The sequence below is a fragment of the Nocardia bhagyanarayanae genome (assembly GCF_006716565.1).
Lineage (GTDB): Bacteria > Actinomycetota > Actinomycetes > Mycobacteriales > Mycobacteriaceae > Nocardia > Nocardia bhagyanarayanae.
The window spans coordinates 5,536,010-5,561,330 of the sequence record NZ_VFPG01000001.1; the positions used below are offsets into that span (position 1 = coordinate 5,536,010).

Sequence of the window (25,321 nt, forward strand, 5' to 3'; positions counted from 1 at the left end):
GTTCCGCAGATCCCGCTCGGCGAAGCCCACGTTCCCGGCGACACGGACCTGGCGTGCGGGTATGCGCGCAGAACTCGGAATGCCAGCGAACGCCAGGCAACCGGGGGAGAATGAGTGCATGCGAACCGTGCTCATTCTCGGCGCCGGGTTCGGGGGTTTGGAGCTGGCCACCCTCCTGTCGCGTTCGCTGGCCGACGAGCTCCGGGTCGTTCTTGTCGACCGGAACGACTCGTTCACCTTCGGTTTCGCCAAACTGGAGATCCTGTTCCGGGATGTGCCGCCGGAGGCCGTTCGGGTCCCCTACGCCGACCTCGCGCATCCGGGTGTCGAGTTCCGGCGCGAGGAAGTTACCGCGATCGATCCGCGCACGCGCCGCGTCGTCACCGATCGGTCCGAGTACGAGCCGGACATTCTCGTCGTCGCGCTCGGCGCCGACTACGACCCGGCGGCGACTCCGGGATTCGTCGAAGACGGCTACGAGTACTACTCGATCGACGGGGCCGCCTTGCTGCGCGACCGGCTCGACAGCTTCGACGGCGGCTCCATCGTCCTCGCGATACTCCGCGTCCCCTTCAAGTGCCCGCCCGCGCCGTACGAGGGCGCGATGCTGTTGCACGAGAAGCTCGCGCGGCGCGGTCTCGGCGACAGCACGCGCATCCGGATGATCAGTCCGATGGATTCGCCGATCCCGGTGTCGGCGGACACCTCCGCCGCCCTCGTCGAGGCGCTGACCCGCCGCGGAATCGAGTACACACCCGGACACCTGGTCCACGGCCTGGATGCGGACCGCCACGTCGCCCTCACCCGTGCGGGCGACATCGCCTACGACCTCTTCATCGGCATCCCGGCACACCGCGTACCCGCCGTCGTCGAAGCGTCGGGGTTGACCGTGGGCGGCACGGACGGCTGGGTCGCGGTCGACCCGCGGACCCTCGAAACGCCCTATCCGAACGTCTACGCCCTCGGCGATTGCGCCGACGCGCCGGTGCCGCGCGCGGGTGTCTTCGCCGAGGACGCCGCCCGCACGGTCGCCGCGGGCATCGCGGCGAAACTGCGCGGATCGGACGCGACCGACCGGTACCGCGGCCGAGGCGCGTGCCACATCGAATTCGGCGGCGGGCTGGTCGGCAAGGTCGACGCCGATTTCCTGTCCGGTCCGGCGCCGCTCGCCCCCTTCACCGCGCCCTCGGAGGAACTAGCGCGCGAGAAGGCCGATGCGGCCGCCGCTCGAATCCAACGCTGGTTCCCGGGTTCGCTGAACCGCGTCTCGGGATAGTCGGGCGACGCCCGAACTACGAAGAGGAAAGGGCAGGGCGCGGATGCCGCGATGGCCGCACCGAATTGTGTCCTGACCCAATTTCGGGGCCACGGCTTCTACCTACAAACCATTTTTCCGTCCTCGGAAACTAAATTTCCGCGGAAATATTGTCGTTTGCTACGAATTTCCGCCCTGTACCGCATCCGTCCCCCGCCACCCCGAGGCGACCAGGGCACGACGGGCGCTCAGCGAGGGCGGGGCGGTAGCGGCGCCCTCCGTGCGCGAGATCACCCTCGCGTCGGGTCGCGCACTCGGCGGCGGCGGCATAGTTTTCACTGAAACCTCCAGCAGGTCAACAGCTTCCACGCTCCCGACACGACACACCACACGGTCGTGCACTCGGGCTCATGCGTCACGCGGGATGGGAGACGACCGGTCCGCGTCTGCGGCGCAGGGGGATACGACAAGGGAGGCAAGCGCGTGACCAAGACGTTCGCAAGACACGATCGGACCGAGAACCTACACCGCTACGGCGATTCGAAGCTGCTGGTCGTCCCGCTCGATCACACCGTCGGCGAAGGCGCGCTGTTGCGTGCGCACCGCCTGCGCGAAGTGCTCCACGCACTGCGCGTCGGCGGCGCGGACGCCACCGTGCTGCACAAGGGCGCGCTCGATCACGTCGACTCGGCGGTCTTCGACGACCTCGCCCTCATCGTGCACTTGTCGGCCAGCGCCCGCTCCAGCACCGATCCCGATCACAAGGTCATCGTCACCGGCGTCGAGGAGGCGTTGCGGCTGGGCGCCGACGCTGTCAGCGTGCACGTCAACCTGGGCTCGCGCACCGAGTCCCAGCAGCTGGAAGACGTCGCGCGGGTCGCGCGGGCGTGCGACCGCTGGAACGTTCCGCTGTTCGCGATGGCCTATCCGCGAGGTCCGCGCGTCTCGAATCCCACGGATCCCGAGCTGGTCTGTCACGCCGCGGTGGTCGCAGCCGAACTCGGCGCCGACATCGTTAAAGTGCCGTTCACCGGCGACTCGTCGAGCATGTCCGAGGTCGCGGCCTCGGTCGACATTCCCGTGGTCGTCGCGGGCGGACTCGCGCAGCGCACCGACCGGGCCATCGCGCACGCGGAGCACATCCTGTCCAGTGGTGTCGCCGGTCTGGCGTTCGGCCGCAACGTCTTTCAGGCCGACGACCCCGCTTCTCTCGTCCACCGCCTGCATACCGCGGTACACACCGATCGCCCGCTGGCCGCCCCGACGCCCTACTTCCCCGCGCTCGCGCGATCATGACCAGGTCGCCGGAGAAAAAGCCGAAGCGGCCCACGGCCGGATGTTCCGCGCGGGCCCCAGCGCGCGATCGTCAGGGCGGGGACGACGAATCGAATCCACGGTTTCGGCGACGATCCAAATGGACCGCACGATCTGTGACTCCCATTACAGACGTTTCCACTACCAGACGGTAATGAAAGCGGTCACATTTTCCATCGTAGGTGAAGGTTTGCCGAGCTCTCCAATAGCCTGCCGGGCATCCGGCGTCGAGTAAAAACGTCGTTAATGGAGTGGGATTCGGCTGCGAGATGTGGTAGCGCCCGATTCAATCGGAAAGTACCGATGGGTTGGTTTCAATTTCCAGCCGTCCGTTCGGTGAACCGATCGTGAACAGCGAACTTTCCGTCGAGCTACCGAATAGTGGTCTACGGCAGTTCATTCGGACGCATACCCGCAACTCGTACTCGCAGCTTCCATGGTTCGCCATGAAGCGCTGTCATGCCCCGTTTTTTATGGGTGACAAGACGTTTCACACACATCCTCGGCATTGATTAGCCCATCGATTGCTCACTATCGAGAGCTGCTGCGGGACACGTCTTTTCACATTGCAGGGCGCAGAGTAGCGGTGTAGAGATTGGTCGAAAGCGCGACTGTGATCGGTGACAGTTGTGCACAGTGACGAGATATGAGGCATAACAGTCTTGGTTGTCGATATCGGAGGGCAAGTGATCGCGGTCTCGGCAGTCGCCGAACCCCATGCTGACCAGGGAAAAGACAAGCTCTGGATGGGGCGGGCAAACACTGCGGCGGTGGTCGCGCCGCTCGGGGACGGGGAAGACCCGAGCGCGACGGGGGGCTGGAAATGAGCGCGCGGGGACAGGTGTCCGAGCGCGTGCGAGAGCTGTTTCGCGCCGGTTTGCAGGTGCCGGATATCGATCTAGACACACCGTTGCTGGATTATGGCTTGGATTCGGTTCGATCGGCCGAGATCATCATCGAACTCGAGCGCGCCTTCGGCGTGGAGATCTCCGACGAGGAGGCCTCCGCACTGCATACCGCGCGTGACGTGATCGAGTGCGTGACGACCAAGTCGGCGCACCGCACCGGGGTCGGTGCGTAACGGCATGGCCCCCAGAGCGCAAGATCACGATGCCGCGGCGATCGGCTCGGACGCCGCGGCGCCGCCGCTGTTCGACGACTTCGCACGGCACAACCGGCCCGGGCTGGCCCGACTGTTGCGCGCCTGCCACCTGGACGTGGTGTACGTGGGGGCCGAGGGCGACCATCTGATCCGAGCCGACGGTTCGCGCGTGCTCGACCTGGTCGGCGGCTTCGGCGCCGCGCTGTTCGGACACAACCATCCGGCACTGGTCCGGGTGGCCACGGCGCGGCTGAACCAGCAGACGCCGTTCGTCTCGCAGGGCAGTGTCCGTCCGGGCGCCGCCCGGCTGGCCCATCGGCTTTCGGACCTGGTCGGATCGAGCACCGGGGGCGAGTACGTCGTCACCTTCGGGTCCACCGGCGCCGACGCGGTCGAGGCGGCCGTCCGGCACGCCGCCGTCGCGCACAACCGCCGCCTCGCCGAGTTGCGCACCGAACTGCGACGCACGCTGCGGCGGCTCCGCCGCGACGGACTGCACACGGTACGTCCGGTCCAAGGACGCACCTCGGAGCCGAGTCGTACGGAAACACGTTCGGCGGCAGAGGTTCTCGAGGACTCGTTGCGCGTGGTCGAGGACGTCGCGCGGCGCGGGCCGGTGTACGTCTCGCTGGCGAACGCCTTCCACGGCAAGACGGCGGGCGCTTTCGCGCTCACCGAGCAGGCCGATACGCCCGCGGACTTGGTGGTGCCCGGCCCCGAACGCCGCAAGCTCGACACCTGGGCGCCCGACGAGATCGCCGCGGCCTTCGCGGACGAGCTGCGGCCGATCGACCGGATCAGCGTGGACGCCGCCGGACGCCCGGTACTGGCCCGGACCTCCCTCTCCCCCATCGCCGCGGTCTTCGCCGAACCGATCCAGGGCGAGGGCGGTGTACGCGAGGTACCCGTCGCGACGCTGCGCGCCCTGCGCGAACTCGCCGACCGGCACACGGCCGCACTGGTTTTCGACGAGATTCAATCCGGTATGGGCCGCACCGGCACCTTCTTGGCTTCGGCGCCGTCGGGGGTCGCCGCGGACTACTACCTGCTGTCCAAATCACTGGGCGGCGGACTGGTGAAGATCTCGGCGCTGCTGGTCGAGCGCGGCGGATCGGTCTCTGATTTCGGCAGGTACCACACCTCGACCTTCGCCGACGACGACCTGTCCTGCGCGGTCGCGGAAGCCGCGTTGGACCTGTTGCGCGACAACCAGATCCGGATCTCCGATACCGGTGCGCGGCTGCGGGCCCGCCTGGACGCGGTGGCACGGCGCTGGCCGCGGGTGCTGGCGGGCGTGCGCGGGCGCGGACTGCTGCAAGGCATCGAACTCGTTCCACCCGCGACGGAATCGGCGCTGCTGCGGGAGATCTGCGATCCCGACATGTTCGGCTACGTGGTCGCGGGCTATCTGCTGCACGCCCACCGCATTCGGATGCTGCCGACGCTGTCCGCGCCGACCACGCTGCGCATCCAGCCTTCGGCGTTCCTCACCGAAGCGGATCTGGTCCGGCTGGAGTCCGCGCTCGACGAGCTCGCCGCCGTGCTGCACCGCGGCGACCTGGCCACGCTGCTCGCCCACCTCGCGGCGCCGGTCACCACGAATTGGCAAGTGCCAGAGGCCAAACCGCTCGCCGATCGGCACGCCGCCGTGGTGGCACGAGATTTCGGCGCGCCGAACCGGGTTGCCTTCCTCGCCAACCTGCCCGAGGCCGCCGATCTGCGCCGATTCGCACCGGAGCTGGGCGAATGGTCGGACGCGCAGTTCGCCGCGCTCTTCGAGCGGTTGCGCGGTGTGGCCGAGCCCTTCGAGCTGACCAGGCAACTGGTCACCTCGCCCACCGGCGCCACGGTCGAGGTCTGCCTGATCGCGGTGCCGATCTCCGCGGAACAGATCATCGAATGCCAGCGCGCCGGGCACCGGGCCTGGCTGCGCGATCTGGTGCTCGACGCCGTCGAACAGGCGATCGCGCTGGGCGCCGCGGTGATCGGTCTCGGCGGCTACACCTCCATCGTGACCAACGCCTCCCGCGACGTGGTGGAGGACTCCGTCACGGTGACCTCCGGGAATTCGCTCACCGCCGCCTCCGCCTACGAGGTGGTGCGCGGTGAACTGGCCCGGCTCGGTCCCGGGCGGCGACGCGTCGGCATCCTCGGCGCGCTGGGCAATATCGGCGCTGTAATGGCGGAACTGCTCGCCCCGCACGCCGATTCGATCACGTTGGTGGGGCGGCCCGGATCCGCGAGCCGACTGCGCCGCGTGGCGGACCAGCTCGGCTCGCGCGCGGTCGAGGTCAGCGAGGATCTGGCCGCGCTGCGGGACTGCGACGTCGTGCTCACCGCGACCAATGCCGCGGCGCCGCTCGTCACCGCGGACCTGCTCGCCGTGGACCATCCGGTGCTGGTGTGCGATCTGGCGGTCCCCGGCGATGTGGATCCCGCCGTCGCCGAGCGCCCGAACATCACCCTGGTCTCCGGCGGGCGCATGGCGCTGCCCCTCGGCCAGACACCTCCCTTCCCCGAAACCGGACTGCCCCCGGGCATCGTCTACGCCTGCATGGCCGAGACCGTGCTGCTCGGCTTCGAACCCGACACCGCGAGCCCCTCGTACGGCGGCCTCACCGCCGCGGGCGTGCACGCCGCGCGCGAACTCGCGGCTCGCCACGAGGTGCGCCCGGTACTGCTTCCGACAGGAGCTTCCACCGTGTCCGACAACCCGATACCCGCGCCGATGTTCCTCGGCGCGGCGGATTTCGTCCCCGAACGAGCCGGCGGCAAGGCCGCCACCCTGCACGAACTGATCGTCGCGGGCTTCGACGTGCCACCGGGATTCGTGGTGCCCGCCGAACTCGATCTCGACGCGATCGGCGACGACGACCTCACTCGGTGGGTGCAGGCGCTGGGCGGATTCCCCGTCGCCGCGCGCTCCAGCGGTGTGCTGGAGGATCTCGACGACGCCAGCTTCGCCGGGCAGTACGAGTCCTACCTGGACATCACCGAGGCCTCGGCGCTGCGCGACTACATCGGGCAGTGCCGCGCCTCGGTTCACAACGACCGGGTTCGCACCTACCTGGCCAAGCACGGCTACACCGAGGCGAAGGCCACCGTGGCGGTGCTGGTGCAGCGGATGGTCGACGCGCGGTACGCCGGTGTGGGTTTCAGCATCGACGCGCTCACCGGCATCGAGGAACACGCGGTCGTCGAATGCTGCGTGGGTCTGGGCGAACGTCTGGTCTCGGGGCAGCTGACGCCCACCCGGTACACGCTGCGGCTGTTCGACGGCACGGTGGTCGAGCGGGACGCGGGCGGTGAGGACGTCGACCTCGCGCCGACGGACACCGCGGGACTCGCCGCGCTGATGCTGGCCGTGCAGGCACACCGGCACCGCCCGCAGGACATCGAGTGGGCCATCGACGGTGCGGGCAAGCTGTGGCTGCTACAGGCACGGGCAATCACCGCGATCACCTGGCGCACCGACATCGACCAGTTCTCCGACGCGGATCTGCGCGACGGCGGCGTCTCGGCTCGTGCCTGCACGCCGATGATGTTCTCGTTGTACGACAACGCCTTTCAGCATTCCATGCAGCGGTTCTTCGAGCGGCTGAAGCTCGCCGACCCGGGCGTGGAACCGGACTGGATGGCCATGTACTACGGCCGCGCCTACTGGAATGTCAGCGCGGTGAAGAACTGCTTCTTCAAGATTCCGGGCTTCGACGAGCAGCACTTCGACGACGACCTCGGCGTGCTCAACGAATACGGGCCCGAGGGTCCGCACCGCACCCCGACCAACGCCAAGACCATCGCCAAGGCGCTGCCCGCGGCGCTGGCCGTCCAGCAGAGTTATCGGGACCAGCTGGCCGCGGTGGACGCCTTCGCGGCGGAATGGCCCGCGAAACACGCCCTCTGGCGGCAGCGGGTCGCCGAACTGTCGCAGACCGACGAGGCCACCTTCGCCGCCGACCTGACCGACTGCCTGCTGACCTTCCACGCCGCCACCGAACGCACCTACTTCACCACCATCTACAACAACTCGAGCGTGCAGACCGACTTCAAGCAGCTGCTCGACAAGGTCGACGCCGCCACGGAGGGCTCGACCTCGGCCATCGACCTGATGGGCGGTCTCGCCGAGATCAGCCACATGCATCTGCAGCGCGGCATCGTCGAATTGCACCGCGTGGCAACGGAACACGGGCTGGACAGCGCCGCGTGGGACGCGGCGCTCGCCGAATTCGTCGCCGAGCAGGGCTTCCACGCCGACGCCGAACTGGATCTGACCTGCCCGCGCTGGTCCGAGGCGCCCGACCGGGTGCGCTCGATGATCGCGGTCATGCTGCAACACGGCACCGCGCCCGCGGATCCCGATGTGACGCAGGTGGAGCAGCGCAGGCGCTACGAGGCCGAGCTCGCCGCACTGCGGGCAAGGGTCCGGGCCAAGCCGCTGACCCGGGTGAAGTACGCCAAGGCGATAGACAAGCACGTCGACCGGATCCGCCGCTACCTCGTCGCGCGCGAACGGATGCGGGAGTTCTCCTCGCAGTGCTACGCGATCGTGCGGGCCTACGTGGTGGAAGCGGGCGTCCGGCTGGCCGCGGCGGGCACGCTCGAACATGCCGACGACGCGTTCCAGCTCAGCATCCACGAGTTGAGCGATCTGGTCGCGGGTCGCGTCGAGATCGCCGAGCTCGCGCCCCGAATCGCTTACCGCCGTGCGATGTACGCGGGATACCGGGATCTGACGCCGCCGCACGAACTCGGCGGCGGGGTCACGGTCGGCGCGGTCCGCGAGATCGGCGACGGCGACCTGACCGGGCTCGGTTGCAGCCCGGGCATCGCCGAGGGCACCGCCAGGGTGATCACCTCGCTCGCCGACATCGACCAGCTGCGCGAGGGCGACATTCTGGTCACCCGGTTCACCGATCCGGGCTGGACCCCGGCGCTCGGCCTGGTGGCGGCGGTCGTCACCGAGGTGGGCGGCATGCTCTCGCACGCCGCCGTCATCGGGCGCGAATACGGGATTCCGGCGGTGCTGAACGTCGCGGGCGCGACTAGCGCGGTGCGGTCGGGACAGCGCATCCGGGTCGACGGCAGCGCCGGGGTCATCAGCGTGCTGGACGTGGGTCCAGACGACGGTGCGACATCTACCGCGGTGCCGAAATCCGCGCCCGTTGCGGCTGGAATCACGCCGCCCACAGTCGACACGGCACTCGCGACGGTCGGCTCTCCACGCCCGACGGCCGATTCCGCACCGGCGGCGACCGACTCGGCGCCCACGGCCACCGAAACGTCGGCCACCCCCTCCGAAGAACCACTCCGCCCGGCGCCCTCGCGTCCGGCGCCTAGAAGGGATGAACAACTGACCGCACGCAAACGCCTGATCTGCATCGCGGGGGGCGACGGGTCGGGCAAGACCACGCAGGTGGCGCGGATCGCCGCCGAGTTCGAGGCCCAGGGACAGAGCGTCGCCGCGGTCACGATCTGGGACGCCTTCCTGGATCCGAAGATCTCCTCGAAGCTGCCGTGGCAGAGCCCTTCCGAGATCTACGGGTACCTGAAGCTGCTCACGCCGTTGAGCCGCGCTCACTTCCTGTTCCACGCCATGCAGCTGTCGTTCGACCTGGCCGCCGCGCGCGGCGTGGACATCGTGCTGGCGAACGCCTACTGGTACAAGTACTACGCCACCGAGGTAGCGCACGGCGGTGATCCCGCGGTGTTGCGTCAGCTCACGGCGGGGTTCCCGGAGCCGGACCGCACCTTCTATCTGACCGTCAGCCCGCAGGACGCGTTGGGGCGCAAGCAATTGCGCAGCGACTACGAGAGCGGCTACGGGGACGAGAAGGCGTTCTTGGACTTCCAGCAGCGCAGCCACGACGCGCTGGAGTCGCTGTCGGAGGAGCTGGGCTGGGTGCGCCTGGACGGCACCGCCGCGCCCGCCGAGATCACCAAGGCCGTGCTGGCCCAGCTGCGGGAGGACGACCGATGACCCGCCGCGTCGCCATCGTGGGCATCGACGGCGCGGGCAAGTCCTCGGTCATGGCGCGGCTGCGCGAGCTGGCCCCGAGCGGGGATCACGTCTCGTTCGCCTCGATGACCTGCCCGGACTTCCACAACACCCGCGACGTTCCGCTCACGGATCTGTCCAAGCAGCTCAGGGCGTTCAGCGTCGGCTGTGACGAGATCTCCAGCCTGGAGATGAAAGCCACCGCCATGTACCTGCAGATGACGCTGTTCGGTCCGGTGGAGCGGCACTTCCTGGACACCTGGGCGCCGGATGTCCTTGTCTTCGAACGGCATCCGCTGATCGAGCTGCTGGTCTACGGTCCGCTCTACGTGGCGCTCGCCCGCCCCGAGTGGAACGGCCACGATCGCGAGGCCGAGATCGCCGAGGTGCTCGAACGGCACCGGCCCGGCACCTTCGACGACATTCTGGCTTGGCAGCGCTCCGAGTCCGCCCGGCTCGGCAGCGCACCCGACATCTGGCAGCTGCTCTCCGAGATCGCGGACCTGGTCGGCCGCGACATCACGAGCTCGGTCGCGGGTTTCGCCGCCCGCTTCCGCACCACGCTGCCCGACGCCGTGCTGTGGCTCGACGTCCCGCCCGAGCAGGCGGCCGCCCGCTGCGCGGAACGGTCCGGCGACGGCCCGACGGAGGCGCACGAGACCGCGGAGCGCCTCGCCGCCCTGCGCGACGGCTACCTGCGGGTGCGCGACACCTTGGCCGCCGCCTACCCGGAGGTCGGCTTCCATCGCATCGACACCGCCGACGGCGTCGACCTGGACGAGTCCGTCCGCGCCTGCGTCACGGAAGGAAAACTCTTCGGATGAGTGCACAAACCCGTTCCACCGCCGAGATCGAGGAGCGCGTCCGCGTCATCGTCGGTGAGGTGTTGTGGGTCGCGGCCGACGACATCGAGCCGGGCACGCAGCTGATCGACTACGGACTGGACTCGCCGACCGCCATCGAGCTGACCATTCAGCTGGAACAGGCCTTCGCCATCGAGATCCCCGAAGACGTTGCGGCTCAGTTGAACACGGTCGCCGAGATCGTCGAGTACGTGCGGGGCGAGTCGTGACCGAGCGGCTGTCACCGCGGTATTCGAGCATCGTGCACGCGCTGCTCGCGAACGCCGAACGCGGAACAGATGGCGCGTCGACCATTTTCGTACCGGAACGCGGCACCGACGGTGAATTCTCCTGGCGGCACGACGATCTCGCGCTAGCTGCCGGACGCGCCGCGGCCGCGCTGGCCGATGCCGGGGTGCGCCCTGGCGATCGCGTGGTGCTTTCGCTGCCCACCTCCCCCGAGTTCGTCACCGCGTTCTTCGGCGCGCTGCTGCTCGGAGCCGTCCCCACGGCGGTGGCGACACCCGGCGGATTCGGTTCGGCGGAGCTGTTCTACGAGAAGTTCCACCGGCTGATCGGCTACCTCGAACCGAAGGCGGTCGTCGCCACCGCGACCGTGCTCGCGGCGGCGGAACTACCGTCGGGGCTGACCGGTCTCGACGGCGCGGCGCTGCACCGGCTCGCGGGCGATCCGAACGCGCCCGCGTTGCCGCCGCGGCTGCCGGAACCCGGCGACCTGGCGTTCATCCAGGCCACCTCGGGCTCCACCGGGACGCCGAAGGGCGTGCAGATCACCCACGCCAATCTGGCCGCGAACTGCGAGCAGATCGCACTGGCCGCGTCGATGGGACCGGGCGACACCTGGGTCGGCTGGCTGCCGTTGCACCACGACATGGGACTGATCGGCGGCTTCCTGACCCCCCTGTTCCGCGGCATCGACGCGGTACTGATGCCGCCGAGCCGATTCCTGCGCAGCCCGGGCGACTGGCTGCGCGCGGTGAGCAAGTACCGCGGAACCTTCACCGCCGCACCGAACTTCGCCTACGGCTACGCGGCCGCGCGGGTCACCGACGCCGAACTGGCCGGGGTCGACCTGTCGAGCTGGCGGTTCCTGTTCTGCGGCGCGGAGCCGATCCACCCGCCCACCGTGCAGCGCTTCGTGGATCGTTTCGGCGCGTGGGGACTGCCGCCGGACGCGCTGGTGCCCTGCTACGGCATGGCGGAAGCCTCGCTGGCCGTGACCGTCGCGCGCCCGAACGCACCGGTCGCCTACGACTCGGTCTCGCGGCGCGCGCTGACCGGAGACGACGTGGCGCTGAATGTTTCGGCAGGCGACCCCGACGAGATGCAGATCGTGGACTGCGGTGCGCCGGTGCTCGGCACCGAGGTCCGGATCGTCGACGGCGACGGCGCGCCCGTCGGGGAGGATACGGTCGGGCGCATCCAGTTCCGCGGTCCGTCGACGACCGCCGGCTACTTCCGGCTCCCCGAGGCGACGGCCTCGGCGCTGTCCGACGGCTGGTGGGACACCGGCGACATCGGCTATCTGCGGGCGGGCAGATTGCGCATCACGGGCAGGCAGAAGGATCTGATCATCATCCGCGGCGCGAACTACCTGCCCACCGATTTCGAGATCGCCGCCGAACAGGTGGACGGCGTGCGGCTCGGCGGGGTCGCCGCGGTCGGCCACGCGGATGCCGCGGGCCTGTCGGAGGAACTGCACCTAGTGGTCGAAACCGCGCTCGCCCCAGGCGATCACGAGGCGCTGCGGCGCGCGGTGCGGGTCGCGGTGAGCAAACGCACCGGCGTGCTGCCCGCCGATGTCCATGTCGTGCCGCCGCGCAGCATCCCCAAGACCACCAGCGGCAAGGTGCAGCGCGCCGAAGTACGCCGTCTGTTCGTCGAGCGGCCCGCACCGGAACTCGTCGACGCGGGAGGCGCGCTATGACGACCCGCGCGCTCGCCGGTCCGGCGCTGCGGCATCCGCTCGGCGCCTACCTCGACTACCGCGCCGACCCGCTCACGCTGTTCTACGAGCAGGCCGTCGCGCACGGCGGCAGCGTCCGGCTACGGCTGGTACATCAGCAACTGCACCTGCTGGTGAATCCCGACCACATCAACCAGGTGCTGGTGACCAACGCGGCCAAGTACGCCAAGGGCATCAGCTACCAGAGCCTGAACTATCTGCTCGGCCCCGGCCTGCTGACCAGCGGTGGCGAACTCTGGAAGCGCCAGCGCGCGTTGATCAAACCGGCGTTCGCGCGCAGGCACGTCGACACCGAGATTCCGCTGATGATCGCGTGCGGGCAGCGGATGCTGGACCGGCTGGACAAGCGCGCCGCCGACGGCGCGGCGTTCGATCTGGTGCCCGAGGTGATGGGTTTCGCGGCGGATGTGGTGTGCCGCGCGGTCATGGGCGCGGACATCGACGGTGTGCTGCCGCAGATCGAGGACGACGTGCGCGAGGGCGTCTCCTGGGTGATGCGGCACATGTCCGCGCCGATCCAGATCCCGCCGACCGTGCCGACTCCGGCCAATCGGCGCTTCCGTGGCGTGCTCGACCGCTTGCACCGGGTCGTCGACGACGTCATCCAGGGACACCGCGCCGCCGCGGCGGGCCCCGCCGATTCGCTGCTCAGCCGCCTGCTCGCCGCGCGCGACGACGCGGGTCACGCGATGGACGACGAACAGCTGCGGCACGAGGTGCTCACCTTCCTGCTGGCCGGGCACGAGACCACCGGCGGCGCGCTGGCCTGGACCGTCTACGAGCTGTGCCGCAATCCCGCGGTGCTGCAACGGGTTCGGGCCGAGATCGACGCCGCGCTCGGCGCCGGCGACGTGGCGGGCGCGTTGCCCGCGCTGGAGCTGACCGGCCGGGCCATCGACGAGTCGATGCGGCTACACCCACCGGCGTGGGCGTTCAGCCGCACGGCGCTCGAGGCCGACAGTTTCGACGGCTTCGATCTGGAACCGGGCGCGATCGTGGTGATCAGCCCGTTCGTCAACCACCGCTTCCCGGACTTCTGGGACTCTCCCCTGACCTTCGACCCGGACCGGTTCACCAAGGAGCGCAACCGGGCTCGTCCGCCGTTCCGCTACTTCCCGTTCGGGTGGGGCGCGCACCTCTGCGTCGGCCAGCACATGGCGCTGACCGAACTGCGCGTCGGTCTGGCGATGCTGCTCGCGCGGTACGACATCGAACTGGTGAACGGACTGCGGGTGCGGGAGAACCCCGAGATCTCCAACACCCCCGACCCGGTGCTGGTGCGGCTGACGCGGCGCGAACCGGCGATCGCCGCCACCGACAGCCTGGCGGAGTCGGCCCGATGAACGCACTCCCCCTTGCCCTTTCGATACACAGAGGCACATATCTATGAGACCGACGAACACCGGCGCGGTGGTGCCCGCCGCGACGCTGGCCGCACGGCCGGACGCGGCGCCGGAGCACACCGCGCGTTTCGGGGCCAAGGCCGCGAACCTCGGCCGCCTGCTGGCGGCCGGCCACCGGGTGCCGCCGTTCGCGGTGGTGACCACCGAGGCGTGCGCGGAGATCCTCGCGCCCGTCACCGACGGCATCGCCGAACTGCTGGAGAATCTGGACCACACCGACCCCGCGTCGCTGCGGTCGGTGTCGGCGGCGATCCGCGGCCTGATCCTCGGCCTCGCGCTGCCCGACCGAGTGGCGGCCGAACTCGACGCCGCCGTCGCGGAGTGGTCCGGCGCGCGGCTCGCGGTCCGTTCCTCGGTCAGCGGCGAGGACTCCGCTACGGATTCTTTCGCGGGGCAGCTCGATACCATCCTCAATGTCGCACCGGACGGGGTGGCCCGCGCCCTGCTGGAGGTGCTCGCTTCGGCCTATTCGGAGCGTTCGCTCTTCTATCGGGCCCATCGCGGCCTCGACAACAGCGGCGTCGAGTGCGCGGTCCTGGTCCAGGTGCTCGTCGACAGCGCGGTCTCCGGCGTCGTCTTCAGCTGCAATCCGCAGACCGGTGACCCTGCCGAATCGGTGGTGTCGGCGGCGTTGGGTCTCGGCGAAGGCGTGGTGGCCGGCACGGTGGAGTGCGACACCTACTTCATCGACAACGCCTCGGGCGCGATCGTCTCCCGCAGCGTCGTCGACAAGCGGAGCCGGGTCGTCGCCGAAGCCGGTTCCGGCACCGTCGTGGCGGAGATCGCGGGCGGCAGTGTCGAACCGGCACTCACCGACGATCGGATTCTCCAGCTCACCCGTACCGCGGCCGCGCTCGCCGACACCTTCGGCGCGCCCCAGGACGTCGAGTGGGCCTACGACGCGGACGGCACCCTGTTCCTGTTGCAAGCCCGCCCGGTCACCGCGACGGGAGCGCGCGAGACCATCTTCGACAACGTCAATGTCGCCGAGTCCTACCCGGGACTGTCCAGCCCGCTGACGTTCTCGATCCTGCGCGCCGCCTACGAACAGGTCTTCCGCGCCTGCCACCGGGATTTCGGCGCGACCGGCGCGATCGTGGATCGCAACGCGGCGAGCCTGTACCCGTATCTGGTCGGCACCGCGCACGGGCGGATCTACTACAACATCAGCAACTGGTACCGGCTGTTCCTGCAGATTCCCGGCATGGAGTTCGCGATCGAGGGCTGGGAGGCCGCCCTCAACATCGAGAACCGCTACCAACGCCCCGCCACGCCGAAACGCGGTCTCGCCCGGCTGCGGATGTACGCGCTGCGGGTGCGAGTCTTCGCGATCATCGGCGCGGGCTGGCTGCGGCTGCCGCGCAGGTTGCGGGCCTTCTTCACCGAGCTGGCCGCCTTCACCGCCGACCTGGACCGCCGCCTCGACCCCGAAACGCCCGAGCGCGAACGCGATCCGGAGGCGCTGCTGCGGTGGATGGAGCGCTGCCTGCACGAGCTGGTGCCCGCGTACTCGGTGCAGATCTTCAACGACTTCCTCGCCCAGCAGCTGTTCCACGTCGTCGGCCTGCTGCTGGAACGGCAGGGGCTCGATACGACCGAGGCGATCACGCTGCGCAACGAATTGTTCTGCGGCGAAGAGGGCGTCGACAGCGTGGACCCGGTGCGTTCGGCGCTCGCGTTGACCGCGACGATCCGCGACGATCCGGCACTGCGCGCACTGTTCACCGGCCCGTTGGACGCGGGGACGGTGTGGAAGAGCCTGGCGCAGCCGGAATTCACGGCTTTCCGCGCGGCCTGCCTTCGCCATATCGCGCTGTTCGGCGATCGCACGGTCGACGAGCTCAAGCTCGAGACCGATCCGCTCGGCGAGCACCCGGAACGTCTGGTGCCGATGCTGCGGAACTACCTGCGCGGCGGACAGAACATCGACGAGATGGCGGCGCGTGAGAAGGCGATCCGCCGCGAAGCCGAGCGGACCGCGGCCGCGCTGTTCCGCGACAGTTTCGCCCGGCGCCTCGCCTTCCGCCTCGCGCTGGGCCGTGCCCGCGAGCACGTGAAGCAGCGCGAGAATATGCGATTGGGCCGCAGCCGTTCCTTCGGCTTGGTCAAACGGGTGTTCCGGGAGTTCGGCAAGCAGATGCACGGCGCGGGACTGCTCGACGATCCGCGCGACATCTTCTGGCTCACCTATGAGGAGATCGCGGCGCTGACCCGCGGCACCGCCGTCGACACCGACGCGGCCCGCACCGTCGCCACCCGTAAACGCGATCACGAGCGGTGGCGCGCCACCGAACTCCCCACCCGGATCGTCACCACCGGCATCGCCGCGGCGAGCATCGACGACCCCGCCTTCGACGCCTCGATTTCGGCAGTCGACGCAACGGCGCAGACCGTGCTGCGCGGCATCGGTTGCGCGCCAGGGCGTGTCGAGGCGCCCGCGCTGGTGCTCGGCACCCCGGATCCCGAGGTGGAGATCGACGGACAGATCCTGGTCGCCGCAACCACCGATCCCGGCTGGGTCTTCCTCATGGTCGCCGCGGGCGGCCTGGTGAGCGAGAAGGGCAGCGTGCTCTCGCACACCGCCATCATCGGCCGCGAACTCGGCATCCCGACCGTCGTCGGCGTTCCCGGCGTCACCCGCCTGGTCGCGACCGGAGACCGCCTGGTGCTCGACGGACGCGCGGGCACCGCAACCATCGTGCACGAGGACGAACAATGACACCAGCGACCGCCGGTCACGGCGAGAACTTCAGTCTCGAACACTATCTCGACCCCGCCGCGCACACCTTCGAACAGCGCTTCGAGGAATTCCGGCCGTACGTCACGAACGCCAGGGGCAGCGGTTTCGTGTTGCGCGAGATCACCGGCCCAGCCGGGCCGGTCGTGCAGGTGCGCGACCCGGACGGCGGCGAGACCCGCGAGCTGATCATGCTCGGCTCCAACAACTATCTCGGGCTCGGCAGCGAGCCGGAGATCATCGAAGCCGCGGTCGCCGCGACCAGGGAATTCGGCGTGGGGTGCGGCGGACCGCCGCTGCTCAACGGCACCACCTCGCTGCACCGGCGGCTGGAGGAGCGCCTCGCGGAGACGAAGGGCTGCGAGTCGGCGATGGTGTTCTCCTCCGGCTACGCGGCGAACGTCGGCTGGGTGACCGGCCTGCTGCGCAACGGCGACACCCTGCTCTACGACGAGCAGAGCCACGCCAGCCTCTACGACGGCATCCAGCTCGGTCGCGTCCGATCGATGGCCTTCCAGCACAACGATCTGCGCCACCTGCGGCACCGCCTGATGCAGGTGCGCTGGCGGAACCCGGGCGCGAACATCGTGGTCGCGGTCGAGGGCGTCTATTCCATGGACGGCGACATCGCTCCGCTGCCGGAGATCCGCGCGCTGTGCGATTCGTTCGGCGCCTGGCTGGCCATCGACGACGCGCACGGCACCGGCGTGCTCGGCGCGAATGGCCACGGCACCGCCGAGCACTTCGGTCTCGGCGATGGATCGGTGGAGCTGTACATGGGCACGTTCTCGAAGGTGTTCGCCACCACCGGCGGCTTCGTCGCCGGGTCCAGGGACCTGGTCGACACGCTGCGGTTCTTCGCACGCTCCTACATGTTCTCGGCCTCGCTGTCACCCGCGGTGGTCGCGGCGGTGCTCGCCTCGATCGATTTCATCGACGCCCATCCCGAGCGGGTCGCCCAATTGCACGACAACACCGCGTATTTCGCGCGCGAACTGCGCCGGATGGGTTTCGCGGTGGACCCGCAGACGGCGATCATCCCGATTCTGGTGCCGCAGCGCCTTGCCGTCTCCGAGGTGGTCGCCGCGCTGCACCGAGCGGGCGTCTTCGTCAACGGCGTCGAATTCCCCGCGGTGCCGAGGGAACAGCAGCGTTTGCGGGTTTCGATGATGGCCACCCTGACCCGCGATCAGCTCGACTTCGCGCTCGAACAGATCTCGACCGTCGCCAGAAGCTTCGGTTTCCATCCAGAACAGGAGGGTGCGGCATGACCGGAACCCAGATCGCCGCGGGCGGCACCGCCGTCGAACGGCTGCTGGTGCACGCGGCACTGGCCGCCCCGAGCGCCGACGAGCGCGCCGAAATGGCCAAGCTCGCCCACGACGTCGCCGACTGGGCCGAGTTCTTCGCGCTGGCGAAGGTCAACGCGACGGTGCCGCTGGTACAGCGCAGGCTCGAAGCCGAGGAACTCTACGGGCTCGTGCCGGACGCGGTCCGCGCCGACTTCGCCGCCGTCACCGATCACATCGCCGCGGTCAACGAGCGCAGGCTCGCCGGAGCGCTGGAGTTGTTGCGCCGCTTCGACGAACGCGGCGTGCGCTGCGTGGTGCTCAAGGGAATGCTCTTCTCGACCGAGATCTACGGCGACCCGCGCTACAAGCGGATGAACGACCTGGACATCCTGATCGAGCTGGATCAGGTCGACACCGCCATCGAGATCTACCGGGAGCTCGGGCTTTTCGCCACCTCCGAGCTGCTGGGCAAGGCGCCGAAGGTGCGGTCCGAGCGCTCGCACCATCTACCCTCGTTCGTCTCGCGCGACGGCGCGCTGGTGGTCGGCACGCACTGGGGACTCATCACGCCGCTGGCCCCGTACACCATCGACTACGCCGCCATCTGGAACCGGGTGCGGCGCATCGACTTCTACGGTGTGCCCGCCTGGGCCATGGCGCACGAGGACAACCTGCACCACCTCGGCGTGCACCTGCCGTACTACAAGACCGGCGTGCGCGAACTCGGTGATCTGTGGAACCTCGCCCGTTACGCCACCGATCTCGACTACGACCTGCTCGCGGGCGAGATCGCGAAGGCGGGCACCGAAAGCCTTATGTATCACGCGCTTTCACTGAGCCACCGGCTGGTGCCGAACCCGGCGTTCGCCGCCCTCGTCGACCGGGTGCGGCCGAGGATCAACCGCTTCACCCGCTACGACACGGCCCGCAAGACCGCCGACATCCACGCGCTGCTGCGCAGCCGCTCCACCCACACCTCGCGCATCGAGAAGGCCTACACCGAGTTCAACATGACGGCGCAGGCGCACGAGAAGCGCGCCAGCTTCGGGCGGCTGTGGTCGGATCTGCTGCTGGTGCCGGCCGCCGAGGCGGAGCGGATGAGTTCGCTGCGCGAGCCGAAGGCGCTCTCCGCGCTCGGCGCGCGCGTGTCCGCCCCCTACCGGCTGACCCGGGTGTTCCAGCGCGATCTCGGCCGCTGGCTGTTTCCCGCGGCGCTGGCCAAGACCGTCGTCGACCTCGGCGCGGCCTACGGCGCCGAGCTCGCGCAGCGCGCGGGCGTGCGTGCGGCCGCCGCCCGGCCCGGGATCGACGAGTACGCGGCGGAGCTCGGGCTGACCCGCGCCGACCTGCAAGCCGTGCTGGACAGTCAGGAATGACCGCGGCGCACCGCACCGTGCTGTGGGACCTGGACGGCACCTTGGTCGGCCTGCGCAAGCGCAGCTTCAAGACGCTGATGCCGCTGACAGCGGCACTGGCGTTTCGGGACCTGACGCCGCCGCACCGGTTTCTCCGGGTGCTCTCCGGCGTCCTTCCCGAGGTGCGCCGCAACGAAACCGACCGCACCAATACCGAATTCATGGTCGACCTGCTCGCGGATGGGCTGCATATCGGACGCGAGCGGGTGGACGAGCGGCTACGGCGGCTGGCCGAGCACGATTTCGTCCGGCTGCGCCGCTGTTTCCCGGCGCTGCCCGAGGCGGTGTCGGCGGTGCGCGAGCTGCGCGAGGCAGGCGTTCCGCAGATCGTCGCCACCAATCCGCTCTGGCCGCTGAGCACCGCGACCACCCGATTGCGCTGGGGCGGCCACGATCCCGGCGTGTTCGAGTTCATCACCAGCGGGGAGACCATGCGCCGGTCGAAGCCGCGCGTGGAGTTCTATCGCGAACTGCTGGACCGGCTCGGGCTCGCGGCGCGGGACTGCGTGATGATCGGCAACGACGCCGCCAACGACGCGCCCGCCGCCCGGATCGGCATCCCCGTCTTCCTGCTCGGTGTCGCGGAAACAACTGTGCCGCAGGAGTGTTCACGAACCGGTCTGGTCACCACGGGAGATTGGACCCGGCTGCGCGTGTGGCTGGGCAACGAGGAGAAGTCATGCTCGTCATCTTGAATCCGCAATCCAACGCGGGGACCGCCCTGCGACGCTGGCAGCCGGTGGAAGGCGCGCTGCGCGAACGCCATCCCGGCATGACCGTCGAACTGCCCGCCGACGCCGACCAGGCGGTGAAGCTGGTGCGCACGCACATCGAAACAGGCGACGGCACAAGGCCGGAGGCGATCGTCGCCGCGGGCGGCGACGGCATGGTGAACCTGGTGCTCAACGCGATCATGGACCCGGCGACCGATCGGCCGCGCCGCGGCGCGGAGGAACTCGCGCTCGGCGCCATCGGACTCGGCAGCTCCAACGACTTCCACAAGCCGGTGCCGGCCTCGGCCACGATCGACGGCGTCCCGGTCCGGGTCGACGCGGCGCGCGCGGAGGCGGTCGACGTCGGCAAGGCCACGATGCTCCTGCCCGACGGCACCCGCGCGGTCCGCTACTTCCTGCTCAACGCGAGCATGGGACTGGTCGCGGCGGGCAACGATTCGTTCAACAACGCGACCGGCGCGCTGGCCTGGCTGAAGTCGCGCAACGTGGAAGCCGCCATCGTCGCCACCGCGTTGCGCAATATCGCCACCCACCGCCCGATGCGCCTCGAGGTCCGCGGCACCGACTGGACGTACACCGCGCCGATCACCAATATCGGAGTGCTCAAGAGCGTGCACTTCGCGGGCGGCATGTACTACGACACCCCCGTCACCCGGACCGACGGCCGGTTCGACGTGAACATCTGGGCCGCAGCCGGACGACTGCGCGTCCTCGGTCTGATCGCCGGGCTGTACCGCGGCGCGTTCACCGGCTCGCCGCTGGCGATCTGTCATCGCGACACCGCCGTGGAGCTGCGTCCCGAACGGCCCGTCCCGCTGGAGCTGGACGGCGAGATCACCGTGGTCGAATCCGCGCGCCTGGAAGTGCTGCCGCGGGCGCTGAAGGTGTGTGCGGCATGAAGAAAGTCGTCCTGATCACCGGCGCGGCCAACGGCATGGGCGCGGCGACGGCGGAGCACTTGGCGCGTGCGGGCTACATCGTGGAGGGGTCCGACCTCGTCGCCGGGCCGGCCCACGCGACCGTGGATGTCCGGGATACCGAGGCGGTGCGCGCCTGGGTGAAGGAGGTGGTCGCGCGGCACGGCCGGATCGACGCCGTCGTCGCCTTCGCCGCCTACGGCGTGGTCGGCTCGGTGGAGGAGACCGAACCGGACGAGGCCGCCGCCCTGTTCGACACCAATGTCCTCGGCACCCACCGCGTGGTGCGCGCGGTCATGCCGATCATGCGCGCGCAGGGCGGCGGGCGGGTGATCGTGGTCAGCTCCGGTGCGGGCGCGATCGCCGAGCCCTACGGCGGCTGGTACTCCGCCACGAAGGCGGCGGTGGAGCGGATCGGTGAGGCGATGCGGATGGAGGCGGCCGGATTCGGCATCGCGGTGTCCGTGCTGGCGCCGGGGTGGACGGTGACTCCGATCATCGAATCGGCCGTGCGCGTGTCCGCGCCGCTGCCGGAGTACGACGCCGATCGGCAGGCGGTGCTCGAACGGGTCAGCGGATACCTGGCCGACGGCCAACCCGCCGTCGCGGTCGCCCGGAAGGTGCAGGACATCCTGGAAACATCGCGGCCGCGCCAGACATACTTGTGCGGCAACGATGTTCGGCTGTCCTTCTGGACCCGCCGCCTGGTTCCTGGCCGGTTGTACGAACGACTGGTCCTCGACTACTACGGACTCCCGGGCGCGCGGAACTAGACCGTGTCACCCACGATCCGACACGACGTGGGACGATCGCGGAGGTGAGCAGCAATTCCGCCTCGGAGCCGCACCTGCGCGACCTCGCGCGGTTGCGCCGCGTCCGCGATCGTATCGACCGGGAGTACGCCCAGCCGCTGGACGTCGAGAAGCTCGCCCGCGACGCGCACATGTCGGCGGGGCACCTCAGCCGCCAGTTCAAGCTCGCGTACGGCGAGTCGCCGTACTCCTACCTGATGACGCGGCGCATCGAGCGCGCGATGGCGCTGCTGCGGCGCGGCGATCTCAGCGTCACCGAGGTCTGCTTCGCGGTCGGCTGCTCGTCGCTGGGCACCTTCAGCACCCGTTTCACCGAGTTGGTCGGCGTGCCGCCCAGCGTCTACCGGCGCGAGGCGGCGCAGACGACCGAGGGGATCCCGTCGTGCGTGGCGAAACAGGTGACCAGACCGATCAGGAATAAAGAAGCGTCGGCCGCCGCGCCGCGTTTAGCCTGATCAGCATGGATATCAGCATTCACTCGAGCTTCCTTCCGCAGAACGACCCGGACGCGGCCCTGGCCTTCTACCGCGACACCCTCGGCTTCGAGGTCCGCAACGACGTCGGATACAACGGGATGCGCTGGATCACCGTCGGGCCCGTCGACCAGCCCGACACGTCCATCGTCCTGTACCCGCCGCAAGCCACCCCCGGCATCACCGACGAGGAACGCCGCACCGTCGAGGAGATGATGGCCAAGGGCACCTACGCGAGCGTCGTGCTGGCGTCCAAGGACGTCGACGGCGTCTTCGATCGGCTTCAGGCCGGTGACGCCGAGGTCGTCCAGGAGCCGACCGACCAGCCCTACGGCGTCCGCGACTGCGCCTTCCGCGATCCCGCGGGCAACATGGTCCGCATCCAGCAGGTGAGCTGACCCGCCCGCCGAGCGGCTCTGACAAGAAACCCGACGCACTACTCGAAGCTGGTTGGATCGAGCCAGGCCACTTCGGCGGAGACCCCGAAAGGCTCGCGAACCAAAGGAGAAGCGATGGCGACGTCCACGAGGAAGAGCACTGGAAAGGCCACCAAGACGGGCGCCACATCGCCCGCGCGGCACGCTGCCGACAGCCACGATCTGATCCGTGTGCACGGAGCGCGGGTGAACAACCTCCAGGACGTCAGCATCGAGCTCCCCAAGCGCAGGCTCACGGTGTTCACCGGCGTTTCCGGCTCCGGTAAGAGCTCGCTGGTGTTCGGCACGATCGCCGCCGAGTCGCAGCGGCTGATCAACGAGACCTACAGCGCCTTCGTGCAGGGCTTCATGCCCACGTTGGCGCGGCCCGAGGTCGACGTGCTCGACGGCCTGACCACCGCGATCACCGTCGACCAGCAGCGAATGGGCGGCGATCCGCGCTCCACGGTCGGCACCGCCACCGACGCCAACGCGATGCTGCGCATCCTGTTCAGCAGGCTCGGCGATCCGCACATCGGCCCGCCCAGCGCGTTCTCCTTCAACACCGCCTCGGTCAAGGCGGCCGGTGCTATCACGGTCGAACGCGGCGAGGGCAAGACCAAGGCCGTCAAGGCGACCTTCTCCCGCACCGGCGGCATGTGTCCCCGCTGCGAGGGTCGCGGGACGGTCTCGGATATCGACCTCACCCAGCTCTACGACGACTCCAAGTCGCTCGCCGACGGCGCGTTCACCATTCCCGGCTGGAAGTCGGACAGTTTCTGGACGGTGCGGGTCTACGCCGAGTCGGGCTTCGTCGACCCGAACAAGCCGATCCGCAAGTACACCAAGAAGGAGATGCGCGACTTCCTCTACCACGAGCCGGTCAAGGTGAAGGTCGACGGCGTCAACCTCACCTACGAGGGCCTGATTCCCAAGGTGCAGAAGTCGTTCCTCTCCAAGGACCCCGAGTCGATGCAGCCGCACATTCGCGCGTTCGTCGAGCGGGCGGTCACCTTCGCCACCTGCCCCGAATGCGACGGCACCCGGCTCGCCGAGGGCGCGCGCTCCTCGCGGATCAAGGGCATCAACATCGCCGACGCCTGCGCGATGGAGATTCGCGACCTCGCCGAATGGGTCCGCGGCCTGGACGAACCCTCGGTCGGGCCGTTGCTCGAAGCACTCGGGCACACGCTGGACTCGTTCGTGGAGATCGGCCTGGGCTACCTCTCGCTCGACCGGCCCGCGGGCACCTTGTCGGGCGGTGAGGCGCAGCGGGTCAAGATGATCCGCCATCTGGGCTCGTCGCTCACCGACGTCACCTACGTCTTCGACGAGCCGACCATCGGCCTGCATCCGCACGACATCCAGCGGATGAACGAGCTGCTGCTGCGGCTGCGCGACAAGGGCAACACGGTGCTCGTCGTCGAGCACAAGCCGGAAGCGATCGCGATCGCCGACCACGTCGTGGACCTCGGGCCCGGCGCCGGTTCGGCGGGCGGCACCATCTGCTACGAAGGCACCCTCGAGGGACTGCGGGCCAGCGGCACCGTCACCGGCCGCCATCTCGACGATCGGGCCTCGCTCAAGCCGACGGTGCGCAAGCCGACCGGCAAGCTGGCCATCCGCGGCGCGTCGGCCAACAACCTGCGCGACGTCGACGTCGACATCCCGCTCGGCGTGCTCGTCGTCGTGACGGGCGTCGCCGGTTCCGGCAAGAGCTCGCTGATCCACGGTTCGATCCCCGCCTCGGAGGGCGTGGTCGCGGTCGATCAGGCGCCGATCCGCGGCTCGCGGCGCAGCAATCCGGCGACCTACACCGGACTGCTCGAGCCGATCCGCAAGGCGTTCGCCAAGGCCAACGGCGTGAAGCCCGCGCTGTTCAGCGCCAACTCCGAAGGCGCGTGCCCGACCTGCAACGGCGCCGGTGTCATCTACACCGATCTGGGGATGATGGCCGGTGTCGAGTCACCCTGCGAGGACTGCGAGGGCAAGCGGTTCCAGCCCGCGGTGCTGGAGTACAAGCTCGGCGGCCGCGACATCAGCGAGGTGCTCGCGATGTCGGTGACCGAGGCCGAGGAGTTCTTCGGCTCGGGCGAGGCGCGGATACCGGCCGCGCACGCCATCCTGGACCGGCTCGTGGACGTCGGGCTCGGCTATCTCGGCCTCGGCCAGCCGCTGACCACGCTGTCCGGCGGCGAGCGGCAGCGGCTCAAGCTGGCCACGCACATGGCCGACAAAGGCGGCGTCTACGTCCTCGACGAGCCGACCACCGGCCTGCACCTCGCTGACGTGGAACAGTTGCTCGGTCTGCTGGACCGGCTCGTCGATTCCGGCAAGTCGGTCATCGTCATCGAGCACCACCAAGCGGTGATGGCGCACGCGGACTGGATCATCGACCTCGGTCCCGGCGCGGGCCACGACGGCGGCAAGATCGTCTTCGAGGGCACGCCCGCCGAGCTGGTCGCCGGTCGCTCCACCCTCACCGGCGAGCATCTCGCCTTGTACGTGGGCGGCTGAACCACTTCCGGTGGCGCTCCGGCGGTTTCGCCGCGGCGCCACCGGTTGGGAGTGCAAGCCCCCGCGCGCGTGGGTAGTAGTACTCATGCGTCGATCGCCCGATCGAGGAA

General features: G+C 69.3%; 17 protein-coding genes. All 17 read left to right on the top strand.

The window, feature by feature from the left end; translation table 11 throughout:
• The first annotated feature begins 118 nt into the window (after positions 1-118).
• Positions 119-1,276 carry an NAD(P)/FAD-dependent oxidoreductase gene (locus FB390_RS24240; RefSeq protein WP_141811020.1) on the top strand — a complete coding sequence of 386 codons (1,158 nt, stop codon included), beginning with the start codon at positions 119-121 and terminating at the stop codon, positions 1,274-1,276.
• Between the two features lie 462 nt (positions 1,277-1,738).
• Positions 1,739-2,551 carry a 2-amino-3,7-dideoxy-D-threo-hept-6-ulosonate synthase gene (locus tag FB390_RS24245; RefSeq protein ID WP_141811021.1) on the top strand — a complete coding sequence of 271 codons (813 nt, stop codon included), beginning with the start codon at positions 1,739-1,741 and terminating at the stop codon, positions 2,549-2,551.
• Between the two features lie 841 nt (positions 2,552-3,392).
• Positions 3,393-3,650: an acyl carrier protein gene (locus FB390_RS24250; protein ID WP_141811022.1), complete on the top strand. Its 258-nt coding sequence runs from the start codon at positions 3,393-3,395 to the stop codon at positions 3,648-3,650.
• Positions 3,651-3,654: 4 nt separating this feature from the next.
• Positions 3,655-9,648 carry an aminotransferase class III-fold pyridoxal phosphate-dependent enzyme gene (locus FB390_RS24255; protein ID WP_141811023.1) on the top strand — a complete coding sequence of 1,998 codons (5,994 nt, stop codon included), beginning with the start codon at positions 3,655-3,657 and terminating at the stop codon, positions 9,646-9,648.
• Positions 9,645-10,490 (top strand): nucleoside/nucleotide kinase family protein, encoded by an 846-nt coding sequence (locus FB390_RS24260; RefSeq protein ID WP_141811024.1) that lies wholly within the window; start codon positions 9,645-9,647, stop codon positions 10,488-10,490. Before FB390_RS24255 ends, FB390_RS24260 begins: the two co-directional genes overlap by 4 nt.
• Positions 10,487-10,738, top strand: coding sequence for an acyl carrier protein (locus FB390_RS24265; RefSeq protein ID WP_141811025.1), 252 nt, complete (start codon positions 10,487-10,489; stop codon positions 10,736-10,738). The genes FB390_RS24260 and FB390_RS24265 overlap by 4 nt, the downstream gene beginning before the upstream one ends.
• Complete coding sequence (locus tag FB390_RS24270; RefSeq protein ID WP_141811026.1) at positions 10,735-12,456, top strand: fatty acyl-AMP ligase; 1,722 nt, start codon at positions 10,735-10,737, stop codon at positions 12,454-12,456. Before FB390_RS24265 ends, FB390_RS24270 begins: the two co-directional genes overlap by 4 nt.
• On the top strand, positions 12,453-13,838 hold the full coding sequence (locus FB390_RS24275) for a cytochrome P450 (protein ID WP_141811027.1): 1,386 nt from the start codon (positions 12,453-12,455) through the stop codon (positions 13,836-13,838). Before FB390_RS24270 ends, FB390_RS24275 begins: the two co-directional genes overlap by 4 nt.
• A gap of 43 nt (positions 13,839-13,881) precedes the next feature.
• The gene (locus FB390_RS24280; protein WP_141811028.1) at positions 13,882-16,617 is read left to right on the top strand and encodes a PEP/pyruvate-binding domain-containing protein; all 2,736 of its coding nucleotides are present in this window, start codon (positions 13,882-13,884) and stop codon (positions 16,615-16,617) included.
• The gene (locus FB390_RS24285) at positions 16,614-17,906 is read left to right on the top strand and encodes an aminotransferase class I/II-fold pyridoxal phosphate-dependent enzyme (RefSeq protein ID WP_141811029.1); all 1,293 of its coding nucleotides are present in this window, start codon (positions 16,614-16,616) and stop codon (positions 17,904-17,906) included. The genes FB390_RS24280 and FB390_RS24285 overlap by 4 nt, the downstream gene beginning before the upstream one ends.
• The gene (locus tag FB390_RS24290; RefSeq protein WP_141811030.1) at positions 17,903-19,303 is read left to right on the top strand and encodes a nucleotidyltransferase domain-containing protein; all 1,401 of its coding nucleotides are present in this window, start codon (positions 17,903-17,905) and stop codon (positions 19,301-19,303) included. Before FB390_RS24285 ends, FB390_RS24290 begins: the two co-directional genes overlap by 4 nt.
• Positions 19,300-20,037 (top strand): HAD family hydrolase, encoded by a 738-nt coding sequence (locus FB390_RS24295; RefSeq protein ID WP_141811031.1) that lies wholly within the window; start codon positions 19,300-19,302, stop codon positions 20,035-20,037. The genes FB390_RS24290 and FB390_RS24295 overlap by 4 nt, the downstream gene beginning before the upstream one ends.
• Positions 20,022-20,975, top strand: a complete 954-nt coding sequence (locus FB390_RS24300; RefSeq protein ID WP_141811032.1) for a diacylglycerol/lipid kinase family protein — start codon at positions 20,022-20,024, stop codon at positions 20,973-20,975. The genes FB390_RS24295 and FB390_RS24300 overlap by 16 nt, the downstream gene beginning before the upstream one ends.
• A complete protein-coding gene (locus FB390_RS24305; protein WP_141811033.1) occupies positions 20,972-21,766 on the top strand; it encodes an SDR family NAD(P)-dependent oxidoreductase in 795 nt (264 codons plus the stop codon). Before FB390_RS24300 ends, FB390_RS24305 begins: the two co-directional genes overlap by 4 nt.
• Before the next feature lie 44 nt (positions 21,767-21,810).
• Positions 21,811-22,260, top strand: a complete 450-nt coding sequence (locus FB390_RS24310; protein ID WP_141811034.1) for a helix-turn-helix transcriptional regulator — start codon at positions 21,811-21,813, stop codon at positions 22,258-22,260.
• Positions 22,261-22,265: 5 nt separating this feature from the next.
• Positions 22,266-22,676, top strand: a complete 411-nt coding sequence (locus tag FB390_RS24315) for a VOC family protein (protein ID WP_141811035.1) — start codon at positions 22,266-22,268, stop codon at positions 22,674-22,676.
• A gap of 114 nt (positions 22,677-22,790) precedes the next feature.
• Positions 22,791-25,211, top strand: a complete 2,421-nt coding sequence (locus FB390_RS24320) for an ATP-binding cassette domain-containing protein (protein WP_141811036.1) — start codon at positions 22,791-22,793, stop codon at positions 25,209-25,211.
• The last annotated feature ends 110 nt before the right edge of the window (positions 25,212-25,321 follow it).